The sequence below is a fragment of the Arthrobacter sp. P4_H3 genome (genome assembly GCF_056400885.1).
The window spans coordinates 273,593-296,775 of record NZ_JBFUKK010000001.1; the positions used below are offsets into that span (position 1 = coordinate 273,593).

General features: G+C 64.0%; 26 protein-coding genes. 13 read left to right on the forward strand and 13 right to left on the reverse strand.

Annotated elements, in window-relative coordinates; all coding sequences use genetic code 11:
• The first annotated feature begins 37 nt into the window (after positions 1–37).
• On the forward strand, positions 38–1,255 hold the full coding sequence (locus AC1DRE_RS01285; protein ID WP_476982990.1) for a sensor histidine kinase: 1,218 nt from the start codon (positions 38–40) through the stop codon (positions 1,253–1,255).
• A 333-nt stretch (positions 1,256–1,588) separates the two neighbouring features.
• Entirely contained in the window at positions 1,589–2,470 is an 882-nt protein-coding gene (locus AC1DRE_RS01290) for an alpha/beta fold hydrolase (protein WP_476982991.1), read from the forward strand.
• 29 nt (positions 2,471–2,499) lie between these two features.
• Here the strand turns inward: AC1DRE_RS01290 and AC1DRE_RS01295 are convergent, their stop codons facing one another.
• The 3 genes from AC1DRE_RS01295 to AC1DRE_RS01305 form a co-directional block, all read right to left on the reverse strand.
• The gene (locus tag AC1DRE_RS01295) at positions 2,500–2,994 is read right to left on the reverse strand and encodes an HAD domain-containing protein (RefSeq protein ID WP_476982992.1); all 495 of its coding nucleotides are present in this window, start codon (positions 2,992–2,994) and stop codon (positions 2,500–2,502) included.
• Positions 2,994–3,290, reverse strand: coding sequence for an antibiotic biosynthesis monooxygenase family protein (locus tag AC1DRE_RS01300; RefSeq protein WP_476982993.1), 297 nt, complete (start codon positions 3,288–3,290; stop codon positions 2,994–2,996). The genes AC1DRE_RS01295 and AC1DRE_RS01300 overlap by 1 nt, the downstream gene beginning before the upstream one ends.
• A gap of 133 nt (positions 3,291–3,423) precedes the next feature.
• Positions 3,424–3,900, reverse strand: a complete 477-nt coding sequence (locus AC1DRE_RS01305) for a VOC family protein (protein WP_476982994.1) — start codon at positions 3,898–3,900, stop codon at positions 3,424–3,426.
• A gap of 177 nt (positions 3,901–4,077) precedes the next feature.
• On the opposite strand from AC1DRE_RS01305, the gene AC1DRE_RS01310 reads away from it, so the two are divergent.
• Positions 4,078–4,710 carry a LysE family translocator gene (locus tag AC1DRE_RS01310; RefSeq protein WP_476982995.1) on the forward strand — a complete coding sequence of 211 codons (633 nt, stop codon included), beginning with the start codon at positions 4,078–4,080 and terminating at the stop codon, positions 4,708–4,710.
• Positions 4,711–4,713: 3 nt separating this feature from the next.
• On the opposite strand, the gene AC1DRE_RS01315 is transcribed toward AC1DRE_RS01310, so the two are convergent.
• Positions 4,714–5,082 carry a VOC family protein gene (locus tag AC1DRE_RS01315; RefSeq protein ID WP_476982996.1) on the reverse strand — a complete coding sequence of 123 codons (369 nt, stop codon included), beginning with the start codon at positions 5,080–5,082 and terminating at the stop codon, positions 4,714–4,716.
• Positions 5,083–5,218: 136 nt separating this feature from the next.
• Between AC1DRE_RS01315 and AC1DRE_RS01320 the strand changes: the two genes are divergently transcribed.
• Together AC1DRE_RS01320 and AC1DRE_RS01325 are read left to right on the forward strand one after the other, a co-directional pair.
• The gene (locus tag AC1DRE_RS01320; RefSeq protein ID WP_476982997.1) at positions 5,219–5,635 is read left to right on the forward strand and encodes a DUF3054 domain-containing protein; all 417 of its coding nucleotides are present in this window, start codon (positions 5,219–5,221) and stop codon (positions 5,633–5,635) included.
• 81 nt (positions 5,636–5,716) lie between these two features.
• Positions 5,717–5,998, forward strand: a complete 282-nt coding sequence (locus tag AC1DRE_RS01325) for an Lrp/AsnC family transcriptional regulator (protein ID WP_028269180.1) — start codon at positions 5,717–5,719, stop codon at positions 5,996–5,998.
• Positions 5,999–6,013: 15 nt separating this feature from the next.
• Here the strand turns inward: AC1DRE_RS01325 and trpD are convergent, their stop codons facing one another.
• The gene (trpD, locus tag AC1DRE_RS01330; RefSeq protein WP_364121343.1) at positions 6,014–7,072 is read right to left on the reverse strand and encodes an anthranilate phosphoribosyltransferase; all 1,059 of its coding nucleotides are present in this window, start codon (positions 7,070–7,072) and stop codon (positions 6,014–6,016) included.
• Positions 7,073–7,220: 148 nt separating this feature from the next.
• Between trpD and ctaE the strand changes: the two genes are divergently transcribed.
• The 4 genes from ctaE (at position 7,221) to qcrB (ending at position 11,562) form a co-directional block, all read left to right on the forward strand.
• Positions 7,221–7,859 carry an aa3-type cytochrome oxidase subunit III gene (gene ctaE / locus AC1DRE_RS01335; RefSeq protein ID WP_011692053.1) on the forward strand — a complete coding sequence of 213 codons (639 nt, stop codon included), beginning with the start codon at positions 7,221–7,223 and terminating at the stop codon, positions 7,857–7,859.
• Positions 7,860–7,946: 87 nt separating this feature from the next.
• Positions 7,947–8,735 (forward strand): cytochrome bc1 complex diheme cytochrome c subunit, encoded by a 789-nt coding sequence (gene qcrC / locus AC1DRE_RS01340; protein ID WP_476982998.1) that lies wholly within the window; start codon positions 7,947–7,949, stop codon positions 8,733–8,735.
• A 99-nt stretch (positions 8,736–8,834) separates the two neighbouring features.
• A complete protein-coding gene (gene qcrA / locus AC1DRE_RS01345; protein ID WP_476982999.1) occupies positions 8,835–9,905 on the forward strand; it encodes a cytochrome bc1 complex Rieske iron-sulfur subunit in 1,071 nt (356 codons plus the stop codon).
• Positions 9,883–11,562 carry a cytochrome bc1 complex cytochrome b subunit gene (gene qcrB, locus AC1DRE_RS01350; protein WP_476983000.1) on the forward strand — a complete coding sequence of 560 codons (1,680 nt, stop codon included), beginning with the start codon at positions 9,883–9,885 and terminating at the stop codon, positions 11,560–11,562. Before qcrA ends, qcrB begins: the two co-directional genes overlap by 23 nt.
• A gap of 64 nt (positions 11,563–11,626) precedes the next feature.
• Here qcrB and AC1DRE_RS01355 read toward each other — a convergent pair whose 3' ends face one another.
• A complete protein-coding gene (locus AC1DRE_RS01355) occupies positions 11,627–12,421 on the reverse strand; it encodes a GntR family transcriptional regulator (RefSeq protein ID WP_476983001.1) in 795 nt (264 codons plus the stop codon).
• A 162-nt stretch (positions 12,422–12,583) separates the two neighbouring features.
• On the opposite strand from AC1DRE_RS01355, the gene AC1DRE_RS01360 reads away from it, so the two are divergent.
• The gene (locus tag AC1DRE_RS01360) at positions 12,584–12,877 is read left to right on the forward strand and encodes an HPr family phosphocarrier protein (RefSeq protein WP_181038790.1); all 294 of its coding nucleotides are present in this window, start codon (positions 12,584–12,586) and stop codon (positions 12,875–12,877) included.
• Between the two features lie 156 nt (positions 12,878–13,033).
• Here the strand turns inward: AC1DRE_RS01360 and AC1DRE_RS01365 are convergent, their stop codons facing one another.
• The 5 genes from AC1DRE_RS01365 to AC1DRE_RS01385 form a co-directional block, all read right to left on the reverse strand.
• On the reverse strand, positions 13,034–13,435 hold the full coding sequence (locus AC1DRE_RS01365) for a cytochrome c oxidase subunit 4 (RefSeq protein ID WP_476983002.1): 402 nt from the start codon (positions 13,433–13,435) through the stop codon (positions 13,034–13,036).
• Positions 13,432–15,159, reverse strand: a complete 1,728-nt coding sequence (gene ctaD, locus AC1DRE_RS01370) for an aa3-type cytochrome oxidase subunit I (protein ID WP_476983003.1) — start codon at positions 15,157–15,159, stop codon at positions 13,432–13,434. Before ctaD ends, AC1DRE_RS01365 begins: the two co-directional genes overlap by 4 nt.
• A 10-nt stretch (positions 15,160–15,169) precedes the next feature.
• Positions 15,170–16,042, reverse strand: coding sequence for an aa3-type cytochrome oxidase subunit II (ctaC, locus tag AC1DRE_RS01375; protein ID WP_476983004.1), 873 nt, complete (start codon positions 16,040–16,042; stop codon positions 15,170–15,172).
• A 185-nt stretch (positions 16,043–16,227) separates the two neighbouring features.
• Complete coding sequence (locus AC1DRE_RS01380) at positions 16,228–16,617, reverse strand: HesB/IscA family protein (RefSeq protein ID WP_104172951.1); 390 nt, start codon at positions 16,615–16,617, stop codon at positions 16,228–16,230.
• A 208-nt stretch (positions 16,618–16,825) separates the two neighbouring features.
• Positions 16,826–18,256 (reverse strand): M20/M25/M40 family metallo-hydrolase, encoded by a 1,431-nt coding sequence (locus AC1DRE_RS01385; RefSeq protein WP_476983005.1) that lies wholly within the window; start codon positions 18,254–18,256, stop codon positions 16,826–16,828.
• A gap of 132 nt (positions 18,257–18,388) precedes the next feature.
• Here AC1DRE_RS01385 and AC1DRE_RS01390 point away from each other — a divergent pair, with 132 nt between their 5' ends.
• Positions 18,389–18,991, forward strand: a complete 603-nt coding sequence (locus AC1DRE_RS01390) for a DUF3043 domain-containing protein (RefSeq protein ID WP_476983006.1) — start codon at positions 18,389–18,391, stop codon at positions 18,989–18,991.
• Between the two features lie 77 nt (positions 18,992–19,068).
• Here AC1DRE_RS01390 and AC1DRE_RS01395 read toward each other — a convergent pair whose 3' ends face one another.
• A complete protein-coding gene (locus tag AC1DRE_RS01395; RefSeq protein ID WP_476983007.1) occupies positions 19,069–20,142 on the reverse strand; it encodes a quinone-dependent dihydroorotate dehydrogenase in 1,074 nt (357 codons plus the stop codon).
• Positions 20,143–20,266: 124 nt separating this feature from the next.
• Between AC1DRE_RS01395 and AC1DRE_RS01400 the strand changes: the two genes are divergently transcribed.
• Complete coding sequence (locus tag AC1DRE_RS01400; protein WP_476983008.1) at positions 20,267–21,277, forward strand: alpha/beta hydrolase; 1,011 nt, start codon at positions 20,267–20,269, stop codon at positions 21,275–21,277.
• Positions 21,274–22,359 carry an alpha/beta hydrolase gene (locus tag AC1DRE_RS01405; RefSeq protein ID WP_476983009.1) on the forward strand — a complete coding sequence of 362 codons (1,086 nt, stop codon included), beginning with the start codon at positions 21,274–21,276 and terminating at the stop codon, positions 22,357–22,359. Before AC1DRE_RS01400 ends, AC1DRE_RS01405 begins: the two co-directional genes overlap by 4 nt.
• Here the strand turns inward: AC1DRE_RS01405 and AC1DRE_RS01410 are convergent.
• Entirely contained in the window at positions 22,347–23,183 is an 837-nt protein-coding gene (locus tag AC1DRE_RS01410) for an isoprenyl transferase (RefSeq protein WP_476983010.1), read from the reverse strand. The genes AC1DRE_RS01405 and AC1DRE_RS01410 overlap by 13 nt on opposite strands.

Here is a 23,183-nt window from a genome sequence, read left to right on the forward strand (position 1 = left end):
CGGCCGACTTCGGTTCCTGGCGCCCGGGCTCAAAGCCATGACGGTGAACGAAATAGTGCGGGACGCAGTACTTGCAGGTACCGGGCTTCCAATCCCTTCGGGGCCGGACGCGCGGATTGTGGTCCCGATTCCATCGGAAAGGCTGCAAAGCCTGGTGGAGCTGGCCCGGACAGTCTGCGGGCAGCCCGTGACGGCGATCAACATCATCACCGAAGATCTGCAGTATCAGGTCGCGACAGCAGGCATTGACCCGCACATGTGTGCCCGCGAAGACTCGATGTGCGCGGTCGGATTTCTCAGCGGGGCACCGACCGTTCTCGAAGACGCCTCCCTTGACCCCCGCTACAGCGGCAACCCCTACGTTGACGGCCGGCGTGGCCGAGTCAGGTTTTACGCGTCCATACCGCTGATAACGGATGACGGCTTTGTCCTGGGCACGTTGTGCGCCGGTTCCCGCGAAACCGGCCGGATCAGTGACGAACAACTCCGAGGCCTCGAAATTCTTGCAGCTCAAGTAGTTGACGTCCTGCACCTGGAACACCGGGCCCGGCAGCTCGCCGGCGCGCTGGCAGAGGCCGAACGCAGCAACGGTCTACTAGCAGAGTTCGCCGGCCGGATCAGCCATGACCTGCGCAACCCCCTGACCACCATCCTTGGTTACGTGGAACTGGCCGAGATGGACGCCGAAGCCGGCAAAGACGGACATTCGTCCGACTACCTGGACATTGTCGGCAACACCGGACGCAGAATGCTCTCCATGGTCGAGGACGTCCTCGCGTTCGCAACCATCGGCGGCGATCTGCGCCCGGCGCACCTTTCACTTCCCGAACTTGTCCAGGACGTCGTGGAAGACCTGGCCGCCATTCTGGAGGAGTCCGGAGCGTCTATTGACTGCGGGGAACTGACGTTCACTGCGGATGCCGGCCAGACGCGGGTGCTGCTGCAGAACCTGATCCACAACGCTGTCGCCTATCGCCGGCCGGGAGTCCCGCCGGTGATTCACATCACCGGGCACCGCGGCGAGGAGGGTGCGGTCCTGAGGGTGATCGACAACGGAAAAGGCATCGGCCCGGCCGACCGTGAACGCGTTCTGGATCCCTTGGTGCGCCTGCACCGCGAGGGCGACCCGCCAGGATCCGGGTTGGGCCTTGCGACCTGCGCCCGAATAGCCGCCGCGGCCGGCGGAAGACTCGAAATAGGTCCGATCCCCGACGCCGGGACCATCGTGACCGTCCACCTCGGACCCCACAGCTAACACCGATTCGTGTCGTTGAGCTTCTCGCAGTACTCACTCTGCTCATCGAAGTACGGCCATGGATCACGGCTTCCCCGTCCACGGTCAGTAACAGCAGTACCGTTCCAAAAGTTGTGGGACTAACCTAATGCCAGACGGCCCGCTCAGCGGTCCGTCACGTCTCTACCTTGGAGTTCCGCCATGCCGCTGCGCAGCTTCTCCCGTCGCACCCGGTCATTCCCCGATCACACACAGTCCCGTCAGAAACGCCGCAGGCGACGGCTCCGGGCAACGGGCATCGCCGCGCTGACCATTCTCGGGTTGGTGTTTGGGTCAACCTCGGCAAATCTCATCATGGAAAGTATTGAACGCTCCAATACCGTGCCGTATGGGGAGAAAATCCAGATCGCCCAGGGGACCATCAACGTCGCCCGAACCGGAAAGACCGGCCCCACCCTGGTGCTGCTCAGCGGATTGGGCACGCCGGCGCCGGCGCTGGACTTTGGCCCGCTGATCAGGGAACTAGCCGGATACCAGGTCGTCGTTGTAGAGGGGTTCGGCTACGGCTTCAGCGATATGACCGCCAGACCGCGGACCATCGAGAACATCTCCGAGGAACTGCACGAGGTGCTCGCCAAACTCGCCATCGATGTTCCTTATGTCCTTGTCGGTCACTCGATAGCAGGCTTTACCACTCTTCACTACGCCAACAAATACCCGGAAGAAGTATCCGGGGTTATCGGGATCGACCCCACGGTGCCCGCCGCCATGACTGCCGCGGCCGAAGCTCCTGCACCCGCCGACATGCCTGTGTCAGGCAACTTCTGGGAACGGCTTCCTTCGACCACGGGCTTGGTCCGCTGGGCCGGCGCTCTTGGTCTTGCAGACCCGGCAGGTGACGGCTATACGACGACGGAACGCGACGAAATGCGCAAGTTGCTGAGCTGGAACTTTGGCAACGCGGCACTGACCGACGAAACGAGCCGAATCGGGGAGAACGCCCAGAAGCTCCAGAACCTCAGCTACCCCGAGACTCTTCCCGTGCTGGAGTTTCTGTCCCGGGAAACCATGAACCAGCAACCGGAATGGCTCCCGGCGCATGAAGGCCGACTGCTCAACGTCAAGCACCATGAGCTGGTCATTCTCGACGGCCCGCATTACCTGCACTGGACTCAGTCCAGGGCCGTGGCGGAAAAGATCCATGAATTCCTGAACTCCGGCGGCAGCGAGCCCTAGCTTCGGAGACCCGGCTGAGCACACCACGCTCAGCTACCGCTTTGGACGAAGACCTCAACCGCCACAACATGCGCTTCGGTCAGGCCTTGGGCCGGCACGGGCCGCACCAGCAGTACTTGCCGCCGGAATCCGGACGCCCATTCGCGGGCGTCCGGTCCCAGGACGTCGTCAATCCAGACGACCGAGTCCCAGGTGGCCTCGCCCGAGAGTTCCATCCTGGCCAGCCACCGGGTCACCGGCCGGAGCTTCGGTGTAGGTGACTCGGATTCGTTCAGGGCACGTGCGGGCAACGGCACTCGTAACGTTTCGTTCCCCAGCTGCAACTGGGACTCAAGTCCGGCGGTCTGCCCGGCCGGCCACGTCGACACCCAAGCGATCCTGCCGAACACCGCGAGCCTCTTGACCAAGGCAATTCTCGCCTCCGAGAGCACGAGCTCCAGTGAACCACCGGCCACCCGGACACGTGGATTGAGGACCCCGTCAACGTCGAGAAGGATCAACGGCTTCATAGTCGCGTCAGGCATCACCCGATGGTCGCTGCTTCCTCCAGCGTATGCGGTTCGAAATGCTCCAGCATTTCCCGCATGGCCTCGTATCCCTGGACGAACGCGGCTGAGGCCCGCCAGCGTTCAGTCTGCTCGAGCGACTCCCACGGTCCGGTGCTGATGAACCTGTTGGGAACGTCGCGATCGCGCATCAGAACCGCCTTTGCCCCGGGAAATTCTTCTTGGGTCCTGCCGGCAAGGCCGCGCCAGGCCTGCACAAAATCGTCCTCCCTGCCGGGTTTTACCAACCAGATTCCGAGCGTGTAAACAGACATCGCGAACGCCTCCAATCACGTACGGTGTGGGATAGTCCCGATTATCGTCCGGTTGGGCGAAGCAGGGTAGGGCCGATGGTCATGGGGACCGCTCCCCTGCGCCGCTTCAGGCTCCCCGTACGGTCAGGGACGGTCAGGAACCGTCATAGGCGGCCTGGAGCTCGGCGATCTCGAGCTTCCTCATGCCCAGCATCGCCTGCATGGCCCGCTGCGCACCTTCCTGATCCGGTCCTCCCAGCAGCTGGCTCAGGACGGACGGCACAACCTGCCACGAAACCCCGAACTTGTCCTTGAGCCAGCCGCACTGACTCTCCGAGCCACCCGCCGTCAGCGCCGACCAGTAACGGTCCACCTCCTCCTGCGAGGAGCAGTCGATCACGAAGGAAACAGCCTCGCTGAAGGAGAATGCTGGCCCCCCGTTCAGTGCAAGGAACTTCCGGCCTTCAATCTCGAATTCGACGGTCATGACCTGTCCCGCGGTGCCGGGGCCGTCGTCGCCATAGCGTGCCGTGTTGAGAATTTTGGAGCCGTCAAAAACCGAGACGTAGAAGTCGGCGGCTTCCTCGGCCTGGGTGTCGAACCACAGGCAGGTGGTGATCTTTTGGCTCACGTTGGTCCCTCATCTCACTGGCTGCGCCGGAATAGGCTCCCGACGGCGATCCTTTGGTTGCGTTAGCGAGCCTATCCGGGCGTGATTCCGGACACAATGGCGCGGCCGCGGCATCCGGTGCCACGGCGCTGCCGCCTGCCCGGCGGGAAGGGGATCCGGGCCTGGTTATCATCGAGTATGTCCGTCCCTGAAGCCCTTCTCCAGTTCGCCATAGTCGCTGCCCTGCTGACCGTGATTCCCGGGCTCGACACCGTGCTGGTTCTCCGCACGGCGATCAGCCGGGGACGCGGTCCGGCTTTTGCGACGGCGGCGGGAATCTGCACCGGTACGGTGGCGTGGGGCGTTGCGGCTGCGCTGGGTGCGTCCGCGCTCCTGGCTGCCTCTGAGACGGCCTTCACGGTGCTGAAGATCACGGGCGCCTGCTACATGGCATTTCTCGGAATCTCGATGTTCGTCAGGACCTTCAGAAGAGGACCGGCAATGCCCACGGAACTGGTGCAGGCTGCCGGAAGCGCACGGGCGCCCTTTCTGACAGGCGTGACAACGAGTCTGTTGAATCCCAAAGTGGGCGTTTTCTACATGGCCATGATTCCGCAGTTCCTGCCGCAGGATGTCCCGCCCCTATTAATGGGGGTCCTGCTGCCTCTCGTGCACAACATGGAGGGCATGCTCTGGTTCGCGGGAATCATCGTGGCCACCCACTATGCCCGGCGCTGGCTGCAGTCCCCGGCGGTGGGACAAGTCACGGACCGTATTGCCGGCGTCGTACTTGTGGCCTTTGCCGCGAAGATCGCGGCCATCAAAGCCTGACTGCTACCGCGGCAACTGGCTGACCAGACCCACGGTGTTGCCCTCGCTGTCCCGGATGAATGCCATCCATTCATCCGTACCGTCCGGGCCCAGCCGGTCATCTGTGTGGCTGAAGATCACCTGTGGTTCGGCCACGATCTCCACTCCCCTGCTCCGGAGCTCGGTCACGGAGTCCCTGACGTCGGGAACTGCCAGGTAGACCAGGGACGACGGCGCCGCGGACTCCAGCAGCAGCCGGACGCCGTCCAGGTCAAAGAACAGGAGCCCGGGCGGGTCGAACACGGCCCGGGCCTCGGCACCGAGCAGCGCCGCATAGAACCCTGCCGCCCGCTGCAGGTCACTGGCATGTTGGGCGATCTGGACAAGTCTCATGCTGCCGTCCGGGTGTAGTTACGGGAACGCGATGTGCCGGGAAACGGCCCCGGTCACAGTGTACGGCCGCCGCGGGCGATCACGTCGGGCGATCACGCCGGTCGTAGCAACGAAAAACCTTTACTACGCTGGAGGCATGCCTTCCCGAACCGACACCGCCCCCGTCCGCGCAGCCGCCAGGAGTTCGGTGGCTATTGCCGCCCTCGCCGACGCGGCCCTGATTCTTACCTTCGCCGCCATCGGCCGGGACGCGCACCAGCGCGGGGATGTGATCGCCGGGGTCCTCCTGACAGCCTGGCCGTTCCTGGCGGGGGCCGCCGTAGCCTGGCTTGCGCTGCGGGTCTGGCGGGCACCGCTGCGCGTCTGGCCGGCCGGGGTAAGCGTGTGGATCGGAGCCGTGGCCCTGGGCATGCTGCTCCGTGCTTTCACCGGCCAGACGGTGGTGGTGCCATTCGTCATTGTGGCGCTGCTCAGCCTGGGCGTGTTCCTCCTCGGCTACCGCCTCATCGTGGCCGGATTCCGGCGGCTGGCGGGGCGCCGGCAGCGCCGCTGAAGCACCCTGATGTACTAGGCTGGCAACAGACAGCAACGCCTGCCGTTTCCGCAACGGCGCACCCGATCCGAAAGGTCAAGAGTGATCACCGCATTCGTCCTGATCAAGACAGACGCCTCGCGCATTCCGGAAACGGCAGAGGAGATTTCGGCGATTCCGGGCATCAGCGAGGTCTACTCCGTGACCGGGGAATGGGACCTGATTGCTGTTGCGCGGGTGGCCAAGCATGATGAGCTGGCGGACGTCATTGCGGACAAGCTGTCCAAGGTCCCTGCCGTTGTGCACACCACAACGCACATCGCCTTCCGCGCTTACTCCCAGCACGACCTCGATGCGGCCTTCGCGCTCGGTTTCGAGCAGTAAGGCCGGGCACACCGCCTAGCCCTGGGTCAGGGCCACCCACTTTTCCAGAACGGCAGCTGCGGCGCCGGAGTCAATGGACTCTTCAGCGCGCTTCAACGCTGCCGCCATGCGGTCCGTCAGCGGACCCTCGGCCCTAACATCGAACGCCACCAGTCCTGCGGCGGCGTTCAGCAGGACGGCGTCGCGGGCCGCTCCGGCCGCGCCGGCCAGAACATCACGGACGACGGCGGCATTCGCTGCGGCGTCACCGCCACGAAGCTCCTCCACCGTCGCCGGACGGATGCCCAGCGCCTGCGGATCAAAGGCCTGTTCGCTGACTTCCCCATCCCTGATCTCCCAGACCGTGGACGGTCCGGTCGTTGTCAGCTCGTCCAGTCCGTCGCTTCCCCTGAAGACCAGTCCGCGACTTCCCCGCTTGGCAAGCACTCCGGCAACCAGGGGCGCCATTCGTGCGTTGGCAACACCAACTGCTGAGGCCTGCACCCGTGCCGGGTTGGTCAGCGGTCCAAGGAAGTTGAACGCCGTGGGTATGGCAAGTTCGCGGCGGGGCACGGCCGTGTGCCGGAAGGAGGGATGGAAAACCTGGGCGAAACAGAAGGTGATTCCGGCCTCTTCGGCGTTCCGTGCGACGCGGTCGATTGGGAGGTCCAGGCGGACGCCCAGGGCTTCCAGGACGTCCGCTGAGCCCGACGACGACGAGGAGGCCCGGTTGCCGTGCTTGACCACCTTCGCGCCGGCTCCAGCACAGACCAGCGCCGCCATAGTGGAGATGTTAACGGTGTTGAGCTGGTCGCCGCCGGTGCCCACGATGTCCAGCTTCTCGCCGCCGATGTCAACGGGGTTTGCGTGGGCCAGCATCGCTTCGACAAGGCCGGCAATCTCATCCACCGTCTCGCCCTTCGCTCGCAGTGCCACGAGGAATCCGGCGATCTGGGCGGGTGTGGCTTCGCCGGACATGATCGTGTCCATCGCCCACTCCGTATTGTCCGCCGTGAGGTCCGTGCCGTTGATCAGAGCCGAAATGAGCCGCGGCCAGGTGTTGCCGGCCGGCTGTGCTGATGCCTGTGAAGTCACCTCCTGATGCTATCGAGGCACCCGCCCTGCTGACCAATGTGAACCGTCCCGGGAACTTTTCCGCGCGAATTCGCGTCTTTGTAGAAAAAGTCCCCGCAAAAGGCGGTTTGCATTGGGCAGGAGGAACTTTTACAGACATAATGTCTATGTGACATCTGCGACCCATGCCCCCAGTACCCCGGCGCACCCGACGCTGAACCGCCCGAATATGGTTTCCGTAGGAACCGTTGTTTGGCTGTCCAGTGAGTTGATGTTCTTCGCCGGTCTCTTCGCCATGTACTTCACACTCCGTTCGACTTCCGGACAGATGTGGGCCGAAGAGACAGCAAAGCTCAACTTCCCCTTTGCGCTCGTAAACACGATCGTCCTCGTGGCAAGTTCATTCACTTGCCAGATGGGCGTCTTCGCCGCTGAGCGGCTCCAGCCGCGCCGCGCCGGCGGCCCCCTTGCATTCACGCGTTGGGGGATGAACGAATGGTTCACCCTGACGTTCATCATGGGTGCCTTCTTCGTTGCCGGCCAGGCAACTGAATACGCCATGCTCGTTTCGGAGCATGTGTCGCTTTCGTCGAATGCGTACGGCTCTGCCTTCTACATGACCACCGGCTTCCACGGCCTGCACGTCATCGGCGGCCTCATCGCCTTCCTCTTTATCATCGGCCGTTCGTTCGCCGCCAAGAAGTTTGGTCACTTCGAAGCCACGTCCGCGATTGTCACCTCGTACTACTGGCACTTCGTCGACGTCGTGTGGATCGGCCTCTTCCTGGTCATCTACGTCCTCAGGTAGCCCTGACTTGACTCTTTTTCTACAAGAGGCAGAATTTCAAGAAGCGGCTCCCGGAGCCGACGCACGATCGAATAAAGGAACCACCACGTGAAGGCACTCTCGCAGAAGCGACGTCACCCCCTGGCAGCCATAGCGCTGCTGCTGATGGGCCTCCTCCTCACTGGTGGGCTGTACGCCGTTGCCACCACCGTCAACGAGGCCAAGGCTTCCACCACCAGCTTCAGTGCGAACGACGCTGAAGAGGGCGGGAAGCTTTTCGCCGCTAACTGCGCCACCTGCCACGGCATGGGTGCGAGCGGAACCAAGGACGGACCCTCACTTGTAGGCGTCGGTGCTGCCGCCGTTGACTTCCAGGTAGGCACCGGGCGTATGCCCATGCAGATGAATGGCCCGCAGGCTTACAAGAAGCCCGCACAGTTCAACGACGAACAGACCCACCAGCTCTCCGCTTACGTCGCTTCGCTCGGACCCGGCCCGTCCATCCCCGAAGAGCACCTTCTGGATGCACAGGGCAACGCCGCAGAAGGCGGCGAGCTCTTCCGCGTGAACTGCGCCATGTGCCACAACGCAGCAGCTGCCGGCGGCGCACTGACCCGGGGTAAGTTTGCTCCCGCCCTCGCGGACGTTTCCGAGAAGCACATCTACGAAGCAATGGCCACCGGACCGCAGAACATGCCCGTCTTCAACGACGCCAATGTCTCTCCCGAAGGCAAGCGCGACATCATCACCTTCCTCAAGCAGATCGAAGCCAACGGCTCACCCGGCGGAGCCGACCTCGGCGCACTGGGCCCGGTTTCTGAAGGCCTGTTTGTCTGGATCGCCGGCCTGGGCGTCATCATCGCCTTCACGATCTGGCTGACCTCCCGGACGTCCTAGCAACGTCCGCAACTGTAAGAACTCCTGCTGACGAGTCAGCAGTATGGAATTGAAAACTAACCCGGCACTGGCCGGGACGAGAGAAGGATGAGGCGAATTATGGGCAACCATAGTGACGGCAGTCCGAACCACTCGGGCACCGTAGCTACGGCTGGTCAGAATGAGGTGGAGAAGTTCCAGGATCCTGGACTCCCTCCGCATCGTTTGCGCCTGGCTGACACGGACCCGAAGGCCGCAAAGCGCGCAGAACGGCAGGTTGCCGTTCTGTTCGGCAGCTCCGTTGTGGGCACCGTGATCTTCCTGGTGGCGTACTTCGCCATCGATCTTGGACCCGACTCCACGATCGCCACCATCCGGCTGCAGAATGCCCTGCTGGGCATCGGCACCGCCTTTGCCATGCTCGGCATCGGCACCGGCATCGTCCACTGGGCCAAGGCCCTGATGCCGGACCACGAGGTTTCGGAAGAACGCCACGCAGTCCGCACCGAGGACGACCGCCAGGCGGCAGTCCGCATCGTTGATGACATCGTCGAGGAAACCGGCATCAAGCGCCGGCCGCTGATCCGCAACACCCTTCTTGGCGCCGTCGCTCTGGCCCCGCTGCCTGCACTGGCCGTCTTCGGTGACCTCGGTCCCCGCCCGGACGACAAACTGGCCCACACCATGTGGGCTCCGCAGGAGGGCAAGCTCAAGCGCCTGACCCGTGACCCCGATGGCACGCCCATCAGGGCTTCGGACGTGACCATCGGCTCCGCCTTCCACGTAATTCCGGAAGGCCTGAACGAACTGCATGAAGGAAAGCTGAACGAAAAGGCCAAGGCCGTCGTCCTGCTCATGCGCCTCAACCCCGAGTCCCTGAAGCCCTCCGCGGGCCGCGAGGACTGGAGCTACAACGGCATCGTTGCCTACTCGAAGATCTGCACCCACGTTGGTTGCCCTGTTGCCCTGTACGAGCAGCAGACCCACCACCTGCTGTGCCCGTGCCACCAGTCGACCTTCGACCTGACCCAGGAATGCAAGGTTATCTTTGGCCCGGCCAGCCGGCCTCTCCCCCAGCTGCCCATCGCAGTTGACGCCGAGGGCTACCTGGTCGCCACCAGCGACTTCAAAGAACCCGTAGGACCGAGTTACTGGGAGCGTGATGAGCATGAGCGCACATACAACAGCTAATGCCCCCGCCTTCGTCGCAAAAACCAAGGGCGGCCGCATCACCGACTTCGTCGACCAGCGCGTCGGCGGTTCGGGGATCCTCCGCGAGTTCGGCCGGAAGGTCTTCCCGGACCACTGGTCGTTCATGTTCGGCGAAGTGGCCCTGTACTCCTTCGTCATCCTGCTGCTCTCCGGCACGTTCCTGACGTTCTTTTTCGATCCGTCCATGGCGGAGACGCACTACGCGGGCTCCTACACGCCGCTCAAGAACGTCGAAATGTCGGTGGCCTACAGCTCCTCGCTGGACATCTCCTTTGATGTTCGCGGCGGCCTGTTCATGCGCCAGGTGCACCACTGGGCCGCACTGCTGTTCGTGGCCTCGGTTTCCGTGCACATGCTTCGCGTGTTCTTCACCGGCGCGTTCCGCAAGCCCCGCGAACTGAACTGGGTGGTGGGCGGTGTCCTGCTCATCCTCTCCATGGCCGCAGGCTTCACCGGCTACTCACTCCCCGACGACCTGCTCTCCGGCAACGGCCTGCGCATCATCGACGGCGTCATCAAGTCCATCCCGGTCATCGGTACCTACACCTCGTTCTTCCTCTTCGGCGGCGAGTTCCCGGGTACGGTCATCATCAGCCGGCTCTACATGCTGCACATCCTCCTGGTGCCGGCCCTGATCCTGCTGATGATCGTCATTCACCTCTTCATGGTGGTCGTGCACAAGCACACCCAGTACCCCGGCCCGGGTCGCAACGACGGCAACGTCGTCGGCTACCCCCTCGGCCCGGTCTACGCGGCCAAGGCCGGCGGCTTCTTCTTCATCGTGTTCGGTGTCGTTGCCCTCATGGCGGCGTTCTTCACCATCAACCCGATCTGGAACTACGGCCCCTACGACCCCTCACCCGTTTCGGCAGGCACTCAGCCTGACTGGTACATCGGCTGGGTCGACGGTGCGCTGCGCCTCATGCCGGGTGTCATCGGGGACTTCCACTTTGAGTACGTCATCTTCGGCCAGGTCCTGACACTGAACGTACTGTTGCCCGCCCTGGTACCGGCCGGACTCGTCTTCACCGTGCTGTTCATGTACCCGTGGATCGAACGCTGGATCACCAAGGACGACCGCGAGCACCACGTCCTGGACCGCCCGCGCAACGCACCCACCCGTACCGCCATCGGTATGGCCGGCTTCACGTTCTACTGCGTGATGTGGGCCGCGGCAAGCTCCGACCTCATTGCAACGCACTTCCACGTGGCTCTGAACGACGTGACCTACTGGCTGCGGGCACTGTTCTTCATTGGCCCGATCATCGCGTTCGTCGTGACCAAGCGTGTGGCCCTCGCCCTCCAGCGCAAGGACCGCGAAATTGCCCTGCACGGCCGCGAAACCGGCCGCATCGTGCGCCTGCCGCACGGTGAGTTCATCGAGGTCCATGCACCGCTGGATGACTACAAGCGCTACAAGCTGGTCGGCTTTGAGTCGCCGGTCCCGCTGCCTGCGGTTCCTAACGAACATGGCATTGTGACGCGTAAGGAAAAGCGCCGCGCCGCCCTCTCGCAGTGGTTCTTCGAAGACCGGGTTGCGCCTGCTTCGCCTGCTGAACTTGAGGCGGCCCATGGCCACCACGGCGAGCATGAAGCCGTCGAATCGGCTGAGTCCCAGAAGACGCTCAGCCACTAGTTCGAGCATTACCGCAACACGCGAAAGAGGCCCCGTCCGACAGGACGGGGCCTCTTCGTTGTTCCTACGGGTTTCGGTAGCCTGAGGCGTAGTTGCGCGTAGGCCTCACGCCGGGACGCTGCAGCGGGACCCACAGCTTGTAGCGGTCCGCGCGGTAATAGGAGACCGAGTAGTCCACCATGGACCGGGCCACAAAAGCGTGCCGCTGGATCTTGAGCAGCGGCGATCCGACTTCAACATTGAGAAGGCGTGCAGTGGACGGTGAGGCCGCGGTGGCCTCGATCATGTCTTCCCCCCACTCCATGACCAGGCCGAACCGTTCGCTCAGGACGTTGTACAGGGATGTCGGAGGTTCGCCGTCGAGCAGCCCGGGAACCCTGTGTGCGGGGATGAAGTTTTCATCCACGCTCATGGGCTCGTTATCTGCCAGGAGGAGACGCCTGAAGCGCACCAGGGGCGTGCCCTCGTCCAGCTGGAGCTCACGGGCAAGGAACGCACTGGCACTGATCTGTTCGAAACTCAGCACCTTGGCTGCCGGAACCATTCCGCGGCGCTGCATTTCCTCACTGTACGAGGTGAGCTTCACCTGCAGGTCGAGTTTTGGCTTGCGGACGAACGTTCCGAGGCCCACGACCCGTTCGATGACTTCCTCGCCCACGAGTGCGTCGATGGCCTGCCGGACCGTCATACGGGCAAGGCCGAACCTTTCGGCGAGGTCACGTTCCGAGGGCAGCGAGGAACCGGGCGGGCACGAGGCCGCAATGTGGGCCCGCAGGAGTTCCCTCAGCTGGACGTAGATGGGGACGCCGCTTTCGCGGTCGATCTCCCCCACCATTTTGTTGGCGTCAGAGGCCGCCATGGCAATACTCCAGATTAACTTTCATGGTTTAAGCGTAGGGCACCGGCACCGCAGGTCTAGACCACCCCTGCAACAGTTTCAGCGTCGGGTCCCGCCGCGGCTACGCTTGATCAGGAATGCAGACATGACGGAGCCGAGTCCCGTCGGAACAAAGGAGTCCCGTTGCCAGTGCGTAAGGCAATTGTTCAATCACCCATCGGCCTGCACGCCCGGCCGGCCGCTATCTTTGTTCGGGCTGTCACCGAGTCCGGTCTGCCGGTCAGAATAGGTAAGGACGGGGTTCCGCCCGTCGATGCAAGGTCGCTGCTCGAGGTGATGACGGCTGATTTCTACTGTGGCTGCGAGGTGGAACTCTCCGTTGACTCCGAGGCGCTGCCCGCCCGCTACAGCGTTGAATCAGCCGAGGCAGCACTGGAAGGCCTGACGCTGCTCCTGGAGGCAGGCGCGGCCGCCTAAAGGGTTCCTGTGGGCCGGGGCGGGTGCTTCCGGCCCGCCTCGATCGCAAACCGTCCTAGGCAACCTGAAGCAACGAAGACGAACACATAAAGCAAACGACGGCGGGCCCCACCWTTTTGGKGGGGCCCGCCGTCGTTGTCAGTAGAGCAGGTAAGGCTAGTGGGCGTGATCGCCGCGGCTGTACTCGAAGACCCAGCCAACGAGGGCTATGGCCGCGAGTCCGGCCGCAATGTACACAATCCAGAACCCGACGGCCAGGCCGAGGAAGCCTGCTGCGCAGGAAAGGCCCAGGACCAGCGGCCACCAGCTCCAGGGGCTGAAGTGTCCTTGTTCACCGGCGCCTTCGTGGATCTCGGCGTCGCTGCGGTCTTCGGGGCGCAATCCCACGCGCTTACCGGTGAAGCCGAGGTAGGCGCCAATCATGCCGGCGAGTCCGCCAACAAGCAGGATGCCAAGGATGCCGACCCATTCAGACCAGTGGGTCAGGAATCCGTAAACCACGGAGACCGGTACGAAGAAGAAGACTCCGGCTCCAAAAATCCATGATTCGATCTTCACTTGGCGGTGTCCTTCTGATCGGCGTTGCCGAGCACGGCTGCTGCCGGTGCCGGTGACTCAACGGTGTGCGACTGGGCGAGCTCCGGGTGGTGGAGGTCCAGGGCCGGGCGCTCCGAACGGATGCGCGGCAGCGACGTGAAGTTGTGGCGCGGCGGCGGGCAGGACGTGGCCCACTCCAGCGAAGCACCAAAGCCCCAGGGATCGTCCACCTCGACCTTTTCGTTGCTGCGCCAGGTGATGTAGACGTTCCAGAAGAACGGGATCAGCGAGGCGCCCAGCACGAACGAGGAGATCGTGGAGAACTGGTTCATCCAGGTGAAGTTGTCCTGCGGCATGTAGTCGGCGTACCGGCGGGGCATGCCCTCGACACCGAGCCAGTGCTGGATGAGGAAGGTTCCGTGGAAGCCGAGGAACAGCAKCCAGAAGTGGATCTTRCCGAGGCGCTCGTTGAGCATCTTGCCGGTCCACTTCGGCCACCAGAAATAGAAGCCGGCGAACATGGCGAACACCACGGTGCCAAACACCACGTAGTGGAAGTGGGCCACCACGAAGTAGGAGTCCGAGACGTGGAAGTCCAGCGGCGGGGAGGCCAGGATGATGCCGGTCAGGCCGCCGAAGAGGAAGGTCGCGAGGAAGCCGATGCTCCACAGCATGGGTGTCTCAAAGGTGATGGAACCCCGCCACATGGTGCCGATCCAGTTGAAGAACTTCACACCGGTCGGAACCGCGATCAGCATCGTCATGAAGGAGAAGAACGGCAGCAGGACCGAGCCGGTCACGTACATGTGGTGTGCCCACACGGTCACGGACAGCGCGGCGATGGCGATGGTCGCGTAGACCAGGCCCTTGTAGCCGAAGATGGGCTTGCGGCTGAAGACCGGGAAGATCTCCGAGACGATGCCGAAGAACGGCAGCGCAATGATGTACACCTCGGGGTGGCCGAAGAACCAGAACAGGTGCTGCCAGAGGACAGCGCCGCCGTTCTCGGGGTCGAAGATGTGTGCACCGAAGCGGCGGTCGGCGCCGAGGGCGAACAGCGCTGCTGCCAGCGGCGGGAAGGCCATCAGGACCAGGATGGCGGTAACCAGCGTGTTCCAGGTGAAGATCGGCATGCGCCACATGGTCATGCCCGGGGCGCGCATGCAGATGATCGTGGTGATGAAGTTGACCGCGCCAAGGATGGTGCCGAAGCCGGACAGCGCGAGGCCGAAGACCCACAGGTCACCGCCGACGCCGGGGCTGAAGGTGGTGTTGGACAGCGGCGCGTACGCAAACCAGCCGAACGACGCGGCACCCTGGGGCGTGATGAAGCCTGAAACGGCGATGGTGGAGCCGAACAGGAAGAACCAGAAGGCCAGCGCGTTCAGTCGCGGGAAGGCAACGTCCGGTGCGCCGATCTGCAGCGGCATGATGACGTTGGCAAAGCCGGCGAACAGCGGGGTGGCGAACATCAGCAGCATCACCGTGCCGTGCATGGTGAACAGCTGGTTGTACTGCTCCTTGGTCTGCAGGATCTGCATACCGGGCTCGAAGAGCTCGGCGCGGATCAGCAGGGCCATAACGCCGCCGAAGCAGAAGAACACGAAGGACGCGATCAGGTACATGTACCCGATGGTCTTGTGGTCGGTCGAAGTGATCCAGTTGACGACGATGCGTCCCTTGGATTTCGGTACTACGGGCGCCCCAAGGGTCCCGACAGGTGCGGATTGAGTGTAAGTAGCCACGTCGCTCCCCTTACTTAATTTCGTTCAGGTTCGGGTTGCGGTCGTACTCTTCGCCGAGCAGTCCGGAATTGCCGTCCTGGCGCAGCTTCTCCAGGTGCGACTGGAACTCCGACTCGGAGACAACCTTGACGCGGAACAGCATTTCGGAGTGGTATTCACCGCAGAGTTCGGCACACTTGCCGTCGTAGGTTCCCTCTTTGGTGGGGGTGAACCTGATGTAGTTCGTCTTGCCGGGGATCATGTCGCGCTTCTGCAGGAAGGCGGGAACCCAGAAGGAGTGGATCACGTCGCGGGAGTTCAGCTCCAGGTCGACGGACTTGTTCACAGGGAGGTACAAGGTGGGCAGCTTTTCCTTGTCCACATCAGCGCCGGTCAGGTGCGCCTGTACGCCTGCTTCATGCACGTCGCCGGTGACTACGTCACCCTGCTTGTAGTTGAAGTCCCAGGCCCACTGCTTGCCACGGACGTCAACAACGACGTCGGCAGGCTTGGACCGGTCATCAATCGCCTGCTGGTCGCGGTCGGTGAAGTAAAAGAACACCAGCACCATGAACAGCGGGATGGTCAGATAGAAGACTTCGAGGGGAAGGTTGAAGCTGGTCTGCCGCGGGAATCCCACCGTGCCCTTACGACGGCGGTAGGCGACGATGCACCAGACCAGGAGTCCCCAGGTAATGATGCCCACGACCAGTGCGGCAATCCATGAGTTGACCCAGAGGTCCATGATGCGGTCAGTGTGATTGGTGGTGCCACGCTCGGTGGGCAACCAGCCTTTCTGTACCTCTGGTGAACATCCAGTCAAAGCCAACGCGCCGGCTAGTGCCAAGCCAGTGATCGTAGTGATCTGTTTGCGTCGGCTGCCGGTTCGGTTCTGCGAACTCACAGACGGCCCTTCCTACTTGTTGCTGTTGCCCGGGCCGTAGATGGCTCCCCGGGCACACTAAAAGTTTTACTACTCGATGTAGAGCTTACCGCTCCCCGGGGATTTTCGCCCACATGTCGGCACCGTGCGTCGGCACCGGTTAAAACCGGTGCCGAATGCGAGCTGTCACGGGGCAAACAGCCGGGTTAGTGGAATGAATCTCCGCATGCGCAGGAACCGCCGGCGTTGGGGTTGTCGATGGTGAATCCCTGCTTCGAGATGGTGTCCTCGAAGTCAATGCTGGCGCCGCTCAGGTACGGAACGCTCATTTTGTCCACTACGACCTCGACGCCGTCGTAGTCGCGCACGGCATCTCCGTCGAGCAGCCGCTCGTCGAAGTAGAGCTGGTAGATCAGCCCGGAGCAACCGCCCGGCTGGACAGCAACGCGCAGACGAAGGTCGGTGCGGCCTTCCTGCTCCAGCAGGCTGCGTACCTTGCCGGCGGCGACGTCGGTCAGCTTGACCTCGTGCGTGGCCAGGTCCTCGCTTGCGGTGCCGGTGGCTGCGTTGCTGTTTTCATTGGTTGTAGTGCTCATTGGCCTACCTTCTTACGACGGTGGTGGCGACTCGGCTTTCGCGTTGCCCGCCCCTACGGAAACGGTATGGGCTATAGCTACATGCTACGTCGATCCTGCGTGTAGCTCTAACTCCTGACGTAACCGTGGCCATACCCTGAATGTTCCCTGACGAATCCGGAACGGACCCGCCAGGGAACAGCCGCGTGCCGCTCCGGACGTCCAGGAATCAGCCCAGGCCCTCATGGTTAAGCCGCGCCAGCAGGAGCGCTTCGGCCACGACAGCGTTGCGGAAGTCCTCCAGGTGAAGCGACTCGTTGGCGCTGTGGGCCCTCGAATCCGGGTCCTCAACACCGGTTACCAGGATCTGCACTTCCGGGTAGGCCTCCGTGAGGTCCGCGATAAAGGGAATGGAACCCCCGATCCCCATTTCCACGGCAGGAACACCCCAGGCCTCCCCCAGCGCCCACATTGCCATCCCGGCAGCCACAGATTCCGTGTCCGTCAGGAACGGGTTTCCGCTCTCCCCCGGCGTAAACACCACCTTGGCGCCGAACGGCGCATTGGCCTCGACGTGGTTCCGCATGGCGGCCATCGCCTCGGCCGGGTACTGTCCCGGGGCCAGCCGCAGGCTGAACTTGGCCCGCGCCGTCGGCAGCAGGGTATTGGAGGCCATGTCCACGGCGGGAGCGTCGAAGCCGATGATGGAGAGGGCCGGCTTGGTCCATAGCCGTGAGGCGATGGTCCCTGTACCGGCCAGTCGAACGCCGTCGAGCACTGATGCGTCGGCCCGGTATTCAGCTTCCGTGAGGTCGACGGCAACATCGTCCCTGCTGACCAGGCCCTGGACCGCGACGTTGCCGTCGTCGTCGTGGAGCGTGGCGATGAGGCGGGACAGCAGCGTCGGAGCGTCAAGCACTGCCCCGCCGAACATCCCGGAGTGAACGGCATGCTCCAGGACCTGGACCTCGATCGTCCCGTCGACCAGACCGCGGAGGCTGGTGGTCAGGGCGGGGATGCCGACCTTCCAGTTACTGGAGTCCGCCACGACAATAACGTCGGCGCGCAGCAGTTCGCGGTGGGTGTCGAGGAAGGTACGGAACGTCGGCGAGCCGGCCTCTTCCTCGCCTTCGAAGAAGAACGTCACCCCCAGGCCCAGTTCGTCGGCAAGCACGTCAGTGACGGCGGCATAGGCGGCGATGTGGGCCATGATGCCTGCTTTGTCATCGGCCGCACCCCGCCCGTAAAGCCGGCCGTCACGTTCGACGGCGGTGAACGGTTCGGTCTCCCACAGCGCCGGGTCTCCGGTCGGCTGGACGTCGTGGTGGGCGTACAGCAGGATCGTTGGCTTTCCCGCGGCGGCGGTCCGGCGCGCCACCACGGCCGGCCCGCCCGGAGTGCCGTCATCTTTGTTGCACCGCAGGATCCTGACATCCTCGATTCCCGCTGCCCGCACCAGGTCCGCCACAGCCTCGGCGCTGCGGTCCAATGGGGCCGGGTCGAAGCTCGGCCAGGCGATACCCGGGAGCTTAACAAGGTCTTTCAGGTGTCCAACCGTGGTGTCGAAGGACGCGTGTACGGCCCGGCGCAGGGCATCGACGTCGATCTCGCCTAATCCTGCGCTGAGGTTTTGCGGGGTCCCCGCCGGTGATGAAGTCATGGCAAAAACCCTACCTGTGTCGAGGACCACAGAAAACACTCCGGATTCCTCCTGGCGGCTCCCCCGTTCCGTCGCCGGCGGAGCGGTGTGACGCATGTCTTTCCGCATGCGGGTGCAAGGTATTCTGTAGGGGTGTTTGGACGTAAAAAGGAAGCGCCGACGGCGCAGGACGTAGTTGACCAGCAAGCGGCCGAGGCTTCGGCCCGGCAGGATGCAGCCCTTGGCAAGGGCGCGCCCACGCCCAAGCGCAAGGCCCAGGAAGCGGCGCGGAAGCGTCCCCTGGTGCCGGAGGATCGGAAGGCCTCCAAAGCAGCAGAACGGGAGGCCGTCCAGGAACAGCGGATCAAGATGCGCCAGGCCCTGGACACCGGCGACGAGAAATTCCTGCCCCTTCGGGACAAGGGTCCGCAGAAGCGCTACGCGCGCGACTATGTGGATGCCCGTTTCAGCCTGGGCGAGTACCTGATGTTCGGAGCCCTGGTGTTCGTCATCGTCTCGCTTCTGGTGCCGTCCACCAGCGAGTCAATGATCTACGTCCTGGGCGGGTTCTGGGTCATGTTCCTTGCTGTGTTCGTTGACGTATTCATCCTGTCCCGGAAGCTCCGGAAGCGGCTGACCGAGAAGTTCGGCGAGGTGGAACGCGGCACCGTCTGGTACGGATCCATGCGCTCGCTCCAGTTCCGCAAGCTGCGTCTTCCCAAGCCGCTCGTAAAGCGCGGAGAATTCCCCGCCTGATACAGGCCGCGAAAGCCCCCGGCAGTCCGACTGCCGGGGGCTTTTCTGTCGTCAGGTGCCGACCGCCGAAGTTCGGCTTAGCGACGGACGGGGTGCTTGGCCAGCTGCCGGTTGATGCGCGCTGCCCAGAAGGGTCCTTCGTAGAGGAACGCCGTGTAGCCCTGCACCAGCGTGGCCCCGGCATCGAGCCTCTCCTGGACATCCTTGGCCGTCTCCACCCCGCCCACGGACACCAACGTAAGGGAACCGCCGGTTGCTTCCCTGAGGCGGCGCAGGACTTGCAGGGACCGTTCCTTCAGGGGGGCTCCGGACAGGCCGCCGGCTCCGCAGTCCTGGATTTTTGCCGGGTCGGCGGTGAGCCCCTCGCGGCCGATCGTTGTGTTCGTGGCGATGATTCCGTCCAGCTTCAGGTCCAGGGCCAGCCGCGCGACGTCGTCGATGTCCTCGTCCGTCAGGTCCGGAGCGATCTTCACCAGCAGTGGGACGTGCCTTCCGGCAGCCTTGTCCGCTTCCTCCCCCACTGCCTTGAGAAGGGGCCGGAGGGTTTCCACGTTCTGAAGCAGGCGGAGCCCCGGCGTGTTGGGAGAACTGACGTTGACCACCAGATAGTCGGCTGCGGGCGCAAGGTTCCGGGCACTGATGAGGTAATCGCCGACGGCGTCTTCGAGCTCCACCACCTTGCTCTTGCCAATGTTGACGCCAATCACCGGGCGGACGGCAGGGTACCGGCGCTGCAAAGCAGCCCTCGCGGACTTGAGCCGGGGGGCGACGGAGGTGGCGCCGTCGTTGTTGAACCCCATCCGGTTGATGACCGCTTTGTCCTCGACGAGGCGGAACAGCCGGGGCTTTTCATTGCCGGGCTGGGCCTGCCCCGTGATGGTACCGACCTCCACATGGCCGAAGCCGAGCTCGGTTAGCGCTTCGATGCCGTGACCCTCCTTGTCAAAGCCGGCGGCGAGGCCGAACGGCGAGGGGAACGTCAGGCCGAAAGCGGAGGTCTGCAGCGACGGCGCGGGGGCCGTGAACTTCGCCAGAACCTTGCCCGCCCCTGAGGTGTGGGCCAGCCTGATGGCACGAAAGCCGATCTTGTGGGCGCGTTCGGCGTCCATCCATGAAAAGGCCAAGCGGAAGAAGGTGGGATATACGCGCATGACTCCAGTTTTCCGGTTCCGGCTGCGCAGACCAAACCGGCGCGCAGGTCCGGCCGCGGTGTGACGCATCCTGCAGGCGCTGTGGTTGCTCGCTGCTGCCGCGCGCGTTGTCTAGGCTGGGCAGATGAAGTGGCACACAGATATCCTGGGGGATGATTTCGAAGCCTTGACCTACCAGGCGACCGGCGCCGACGGCGTGGAGCGCACGGCAACCTTGGTGCGGCACGTGCCAAAGGGCGGAACGGACCGGCAGGGCCCCACGTTTCCCCGGCTGCTCCCCCGCCGGTCCATCCTGTTCCTGCACGGTTGGAGCGACTACTTCTTCAATGTGGAGCTGGCCGAGTTCTGGACCAACAAGGGCTTTGAGTTTTTTGCGCTGGACATGCACAATCACGGGCGGAGCCTGCAACCTGATACCCACGGCGGCTTCGTGGCGGATCTCGATGACTATGACGCCGAGATCAGCAAGGCGATCGGACTCATCGGCTCCCTCTGGCCGGAGGAAGCCGGCAGGCCGTCGCTGACCCTGATGGGCCACTCGACCGGCGGGCTTGTCGCCGCCCTGTGGGTCAGCCGCCATCCGGGGGTTGCCGCCCAGCTGGTCCTAAACAGCCCGTGGCTCGAAATGCACGGCAGCTCCCTGGTCCGGCGGGCAGCCCGGTCAATGGTCGGCCCGCTGGCGCATTACCGGCCGGAAGCGGTGCTGCGGCTGCCGGAGCGCGGATTCTATTGGCGGAGCATCAGCAGCGAGGCTGAGGGTGAGTGGACGCTGGACACCAAGTACCGGCCGCCCATGGCTTTTCCCGTGCGGGCCGGTTGGCTTAGGGCCGTGCTGGCCGGGCATTCCAGGGTGGCCCGCGGGCTCCGGATCGACGTCCCCATCCTGGTGCTCCTGTCCGGGGCGAGCGAAACCGGAATGTTCTGGACCGAGGCGATGCGCAGGACGGACGCCGTGCTGGATGTGAACACCATCGCCATCCGGGCCATGGCCCTGGGCCGGTCGGTCACGCTGGAACGGATCGACGGCGCACTCCACGACGTCTTCCTGTCTCCGGCCCACGTCCGGGCCGATGCCTACGCCCGGCTGAGCCGCTGGATCCGGGGCTACATCCCGGATGATGGCGGCACGGAATGAACGCGGCCGTGCCGAACCCGCCGGTGTGGAGGCCTGACCAGCTCGGTGACGGGTTCGACCGCGTGGAGCTTCCGTTGTCCGACGATGACGAAGGCGCGGTGTGTGCCACGCTGGTGCGGTACGCCCCCGCCGCCCCGCCTGGTCCGCCGGCCTTCCTCGCCGCCCTGCGCAAGAACATGTTCCACGACCTGGAATGGCCGGGATCGGAAGCGCGGACACACAACGGATCCGCACGCCCCGTCGCCGTCCTTTACCTGCATGGCTGGGCGGACTACTTCCTGCAGGCAGAACTTGCGAAGCACGTCGGCGCACACGGCCTCCATTTCTATGCCCTCGACCTGCGGAAGTTTGGCCGCAGCCTGCGGAGCTGGCAGACACCCGGCTACACCACCGACCTGGGCGTCTATGACGAAGACATTGCGGCCGCCATGGCAGCGATTAAGGCGGACGTGGCGCTGCGAACCGGATTGGCGGCGGACCCTGCCGTCCACATGCTGGCGCATTCACTGGGCGGGCTGATCGGCGCGCTCTGGGCCGACCGCCATCCCGGCGCCCTGGGGACACTCATCCTGAATTCCCCCTGGCTCGAGCTCCAGGGCAGCAGCCTGATCCGGAACATCGCCATGCACCTCGTGGAGCCGTTCGCGCGCACGGATCCCAAGAGGCCTTTCCGTTTCCCGGAAATGCCGGGCTACTGGCAGAGTGTCAGCGACCAGGCGCACGGGGAATGGTTCCTTGATCCGCAGTGGCGCCCGACGGCGTCGTTCCCCATCCGTGCCGGCTGGACCCGGGCAGTTCTTGCCGGACACTCGGCCGTCGAACGGCGGCTGGACATCGTAGCGCCGGTCCTGGTGATGCTCTCGGACCGCACCAGGATCCAGGCCGAGTGGTCCGAGGAGCTGATGAGGGTGGACGCCGTGATTGACGTCGAGCAGACCGCCCGCCGCGCCCTGGGCCTTGGCCGGCGCACGGCCGTCTTCCGCTACCCGGGGGCCATCCACGACATCTTCCTCTCACGCCGCGAGGTGCGGCAGGAAGCCTACCGCGACCTGGTCGCCTGGCTGCATTCCTATCCGGGCTGACCGCCCGCCGGTGCCGCGGCATCCACGGCACCGCCGTACCGGCGGTCACGCCGGGCATAGACTTCGACGGCGTCCCACAGGGTCCGGCGGTCGACGTCGGGCCAGAGCGTGTCCATAAAGACGAACTCCGCATAGGCGGACTGCCACAGCATGAAGTTGGAGAGCCGCTGCTCGCCGGAGCTTCGGAGGAAGAGGTCGACGTCGGGAAGGTCGGGTTCGTCCAGGTACTTCTGAATGGTCCGCTCCGTGATGGCACCCGGTTTGAGCCGGCCGGCCGCCACGTCTTCGGCAATCGCCGTGACCGCATCCGCGATTTCGGCGCGGCCGCCGTAATTAACACACATGGTCAACGTGCACGTGCTGTTGCCCCGGGTGTAATCCTCGGCCTCTTCCAGTTCCCGGATCACCGAGCCCCACAGCCTGGGCCGGCGCCCCGACCAGCGGATACGCACGCCCCAGTCGTCCAACTGGTTCCGCTGGCGTCGTAGCACATCCTTGTTAAAACCCATCAGGAAGCGGACTTCCTCCGGGGACCGCCGCCAGTTCTCCGTGGAGAAGGCGTACACGGTGACGTATTTGATGCCCAGTTCAATGGCGCCGGCAACAACGTCCAGGAGCGCCGGCTCGCCGGCCTTGTGGCCCTCGATCCGCGGCAGCCCCCGCTGGTTGGCCCAGCGGCCGTTTCCGTCCATGACGATCGCCACATGCTGGGGAACGAACTCGTCGGGAATGGCTGGCGGCACCGCCCCGGAACTGTGCCGGTACGGTGCGGTCACCGGCGTGGTCCGCTGCCGGACGGGAGTTTTCTTCTTTCCAAGGGCCAC